The sequence below is a fragment of the Pyrobaculum sp. genome (assembly GCF_049971835.1).
Taxonomy (GTDB): domain Archaea; phylum Thermoproteota; class Thermoprotei; order Thermoproteales; family Thermoproteaceae; genus Pyrobaculum.
In genome coordinates this window covers 1-4,283 of record NZ_JBMFKV010000162.1, presented here as the reverse complement: position 1 = coordinate 4,283, position 4,283 = coordinate 1, and the positions used below count along the sequence as shown (strand labels likewise).

7 protein-coding genes are annotated in these 4,283 nt (G+C 56.5%); 4 read left to right on the top strand and 3 right to left on the bottom strand.

All coding sequences use genetic code 11. The annotated features are described in order from the left end of the window. Positions 1–237 precede the first annotated feature (237 nt). The 4 genes from ACP5J3_RS11400 to ACP5J3_RS11385 all read left to right on the top strand — a co-directional run bounded on the left by ACP5J3_RS11400 (position 238) and on the right by ACP5J3_RS11385 (position 2,583). The gene (locus ACP5J3_RS11400; RefSeq protein ID WP_428495802.1) at positions 238–516 is read left to right on the top strand and encodes a hypothetical protein; all 279 of its coding nucleotides are present in this window, start codon (positions 238–240) and stop codon (positions 514–516) included. A gap of 772 nt (positions 517–1,288) precedes the next feature. Beyond that, positions 1,289–1,684, top strand: coding sequence for a HEPN domain-containing protein (locus ACP5J3_RS11395; RefSeq protein ID WP_428495801.1), 396 nt, complete (start codon positions 1,289–1,291; stop codon positions 1,682–1,684). A 66-nt stretch (positions 1,685–1,750) separates the two neighbouring features. After that, positions 1,751–2,077, top strand: a complete 327-nt coding sequence (locus ACP5J3_RS11390) for a nucleotidyltransferase domain-containing protein (RefSeq protein ID WP_428495800.1) — start codon at positions 1,751–1,753, stop codon at positions 2,075–2,077. A 176-nt stretch (positions 2,078–2,253) separates the two neighbouring features. Then, positions 2,254–2,583, top strand: coding sequence for a HEPN domain-containing protein (locus ACP5J3_RS11385; RefSeq protein ID WP_428495799.1), 330 nt, complete (start codon positions 2,254–2,256; stop codon positions 2,581–2,583). A 183-nt stretch (positions 2,584–2,766) separates the two neighbouring features. Here the strand turns inward: ACP5J3_RS11385 and ACP5J3_RS11380 are convergent, their stop codons facing one another. From ACP5J3_RS11380 to ACP5J3_RS11370, 3 genes are all read right to left on the bottom strand, one after another. Further along, positions 2,767–2,964, bottom strand: coding sequence for a hypothetical protein (locus ACP5J3_RS11380; protein WP_428495798.1), 198 nt, complete (start codon positions 2,962–2,964; stop codon positions 2,767–2,769). Positions 2,965–3,057: 93 nt separating this feature from the next. After that, complete coding sequence (locus tag ACP5J3_RS11375; RefSeq protein ID WP_428495797.1) at positions 3,058–3,555, bottom strand: PaREP1 family protein; 498 nt, start codon at positions 3,553–3,555, stop codon at positions 3,058–3,060. Between the two features lie 218 nt (positions 3,556–3,773). Continuing rightward, positions 3,774–3,914 carry a hypothetical protein gene (locus ACP5J3_RS11370; protein ID WP_428495796.1) on the bottom strand — a complete coding sequence of 47 codons (141 nt, stop codon included), beginning with the start codon at positions 3,912–3,914 and terminating at the stop codon, positions 3,774–3,776. Between the last annotated feature and the right edge of the window lie 369 nt (positions 3,915–4,283).

Genomic DNA, 4,283 nt, shown 5'->3' with positions numbered 1-4,283 from the left:
CTAGGGAGGGTTGCAGGTCCGTGGTCCAGTCGGCGGTGGAGAAATTCGGCGGCGTTGACGTTTTGGTTAACAACGCGGGGCTGGGGCTCTACGTGGCTGAGATGAGCGCGGCGGGTGGCTACGTGAGGGCCCTCGCCGAGAAGAGCACCGCCGCGGCTGGCGGAGGCTGAGGGGAGGATCGGCGCCGCCGACTTCTACCCCTACATCGAGGAGGCGGATTTATACGAGCTTTTTGTTATGGGCAGGCCCAGGATTGTGAAGATAGGCGCCTCTATAGACCACTTCGACGGAGGCGAAGAGGACCTCTGGCGCGCCGTCGACGCCCTTAGGACAGACAAGCCGTGGTACGCCTATCTCTACCTGGCGGTAGACGCCACGGGGCCGGGCTTGTGGAGACTGGCAGACCACCTCCCGGAAGAGGGCTGGCGCCACCTAAAAGAGAGAGACATATACGGAGCATACGAGCTGGCGAAAGACAACGACCGAGGCGGTCTAATACTGTTAATGATACCGTAAACCCCCTTCCCTATCCCCTACATAATTCTTAACTCGCAACCGTACGCACTACCTGAATCAGGTATTATGTTTCTACACCCATGGATCTGTAGTAGCCTCCCCCGCCTCCCGCTAGGGCTCCGGGAGGCGAAGCTGTGCTTAAAAACGCAATGCCGAGGGAGCGGCGTCAACCCTCCGGGCGGCCCCGTCCCGGGAATCACCCGGGATCCCCAGGCCCCCGGGGAAGCCCGGAGAGAAGAGGGGGTAATACCCCCTCGCCTCCCTTCACCACGAGGAAGGTCCCATCCTCAAGCAGACGCAACACCGCTACACTATGATACCCAAATAAAAGCAAATTTGCCAAGCCATAAAGCCCACATCGGCGCAAAGTTGCTTAAATAACTACCAACACGCGGCGCCGCATGCCCACGCAGAGCCACTTAGATAAGGAGGAGGTAATAGAAGAGTTCACGAAATCTACAGCATATTGGCTTAGCAAAACACTCCGGGAGATATGGTGGGGTAGACACCAAAATTAACTCGCCTAATGAGAGAATTGATGGCGTTAATCACATACAAGCAACATACGGACCACTATATAATCTATAAGGCGTACTACTAGCACACAGAGAACCATCGCCGAAACGTGCTGAGAAATTATCTGGTTAAGAGATGTGGACGAAGCCTGTAGGCCGATAAACCCTAGGCACCGGCAAATATTATGTAAACAATTACATGACCACTGCGGGGGTACACGATACCTTTAGAAGTGGATATAACCGCAACGGCGCCTATGAGCTCTATTGAAGAGGTGGAGATTCTCAAGAGGCGGGGCTTGGCTATGCTAGGGTACGCTAGGGGGGCGCTGGGCAGAGGCCACTACGACCTCGCTATGTTCTTCAGCGAGCAGGCGCTTCAGCTATTCATAAAAGCCGTGGTTTTAATGCTGTTGGGATACACGCCGAGGACTCACGGCATTAAAGAGTTGCCGGGGGTTGTTGCAACGGCGTTGTACGAACTAGGAAAGGAAGACGCCGCGGTGAAAATCGCCGAGGCCTCACGCCGCCGCAGACGGGAGCCTGCAACTCTGGAGGAGGCCTACATTACGTCACGCCACCTTGCGAGGGAATTTGAAAAAGTAGAGGCAGAAAAAGCGCTGGAGACAGCAACGGATTTGAAAAAACTTTGAAAGAGGTGGAGGACGACGTCTTCAAGTGACATAGTAGCCAGACACCAGGCGGAGAGGCTTAAGAAGTTGCTCAGGTGGCGTGAATACGCCCCGCTTGTCGCAGAGGCAGTAAAGGAGGTCCTCGGCGGCGCCGAGGTGTACGTCTTCGGCTCGGCCGCAGAGGGCAGGCTGACCGCCAGTAGCGACATAGACATAGCCGTGGTGGTAGACGAAGTCCCTAAGAGCGCCTTCGAGAGGGCGGGGATAGTCCTCGAGATAATTGAAAGAGCCGAGAGACGCGGACTACCCAGCGGCTACCCCCTAGAAATACACCTAATGACGAGGAGAGAGATGAGACGGCTTCAGGCTAAATACGTCAAAATTGAGACGGCACAAGCCACAAACACCTCGTAAAACCAGAGTGGCGGAACCTGCCCAACACGGCGTAGCGCCCCGGCTCTAGCCGGACTCCGCCTACCCTACGGCTGGGGGATCCAACTCACGCAAGAGGAATTTCCGAGTTAGATTCCACACAGCGGTGCGCTGAGGGAGGTAGACCTACTCTTATCTAACACGGCAGAGTGCTAGATGTGCGTCTTGAGGTGGCAGTGGAGTATTTAAAGAGGGCCGGGGAGTACCTAAAGGCGGCTCAAAGGCTTATAGACGAGGATTTACACAACGCCGCCTCTGTAAACGCCGAGACAGCCGCCCAGCAACTTGTAAAAGCTTCACTATTAAAGCTTGGTGGTAGATCCCCCCCGGAACTCGTGCCGCTACTCCTCGGTTTAGTTGCTAAATATTTATGCGGCGAGGCGGCTGACTTCGTGGCTCAGTACCGGCGGGAGCAAGTGACGCCATGGGACACCCGGGCCCTGGGCAGTACGGCGTGCCGGGCGTCGACAGAGAAAGGGCCGAGATAGTTGTAAATACCGCCGGGGCTGTGGTAGATCTTATAAAGAGGTTGCGGATCCGCTGAAGCGTATTGAGGCCATAAAGCAGTGGGGAAAATCGCTGAGGCAATACTGCCGACGCTTAGGAAATACGGCGTCGAGCAGTACGCCCTTGGCTCAGCCGTGCTGGAAGAGTCGTAGGCCCCCAGCAATTTAGATATTCTCCTGTTTGTAGAGGAAGGGGGCCTCCACAGCGTCAAGGCGGTTGCTCTGGCTGAAGCCGAGGCACTCCTCGGAGAGGTGGCCTACCTCTTCGACATAAAGAATATACGGAGAAAAGCCGCAACACGTCCGGCTTCTAAAAAGCGCCGCTAAGCTCAGCTGAGGCCGGCCGCGGTCTCCAACGCGCACAGCCCCAAGCCGTGGCTGAAGCCGCGGCTTGGCTTACAAGCTGGTTGCAGAGCTCTTTATACCTCTCCACCGCCTTTGCCCGCTGACCGCGATCTAGGCGCCCCGCCCCCGCGGCGGTTTTCCCTCCACTGCCTCGGCCGCGGCCTCTACTATCCTCTCCACGTAATCCACCTCATCCCTAACCTGCGCCGCCGTGAGCCTAGCCTCGTGGAAGCCCTCTACGTGGAGAAACCACGCGCTTTTCCACCAAAGCTTAAACTCCCTTCCCCTCTTCTCTGCGATCTTATCCACGGCAGAGAAGAGGAGGGTGGCCGTCCACCTGCCCATCTCCCCAGCCTTCTCCGCTTCGTCAAGTCCCAGGGCGACGGCCAGCGCCTTCACCGCCTCCTCAGCCGCCTTGTACAGCTTCTCGCTGGCCTGCACCGGATCCTTGTCGACTAACTCCCTCCCCTCCTCCAGATATTTAACAGAAAGCTCTAAATGCGCAGGAGCGCGCCTAGGAGGATCCAGCCCCAGCGACCTGGACAGCAGATCCACTAAATCCACCCCCCTCCTCTCCGCCTCCTTAAGTAGGGCAATCGGAATCTCCACATTTGCAATTACGCCACAGTTTTAAAAACTTGGCTACTCCAAACGGTGGCGGCACTAGGCACTGCGCCGAACAAAAATACTACTATCGCCACGAGTTGCCATCCCCCACCCCGACCGCCAGAGGCGCCGCTTAAGTGATCTGCAAATCCGTCAAGATCGACAAACATCATGAGAAGGCTGTGGCACTTGCCAAGACTCGTGGTGTATAAACTGGCTCATTAGGAAGCTGGGGTAGAGATGAGGACGTTGTTTGTGATATTGAAGCACCGCAGGTCGAGGGCGGCGGCCGACGACGGATCTACCGCCTGGCTGGCTCTGGAGAGTTGCTGGAAGTTCAACGACGCCTCAGTCCAGTACACGGCTTATAGACTTGGAGTCCCCTCTCCACTCACAACGAGGAGTTTAGAAAGACGGTCACACAATAAGGGGCCCGCAATCTACTAAACTACCACGCAGTACCAGGTCTATGTTAATAACGCCCTAGAACCCGCCGGCCCTGCCCCCTTAATCCCCCATTATTGATAAATTTCAAGCCGCCGTAGCTCCTGCAGAGGCGGGGTTGCGAGCAACCTTACGCCTTATTGGTAACCTCACCCACCACCCGCCTAACTACCTGGCTGGGCTACATTTGGAGTCCGTGGCTCCATCGAAGGCGAGTTACAAACAGCAGATTTGTATGCCGGACGCCTAACCACCTCTCAAGCCTAAGCGTTCAGATCGCCTCCCGC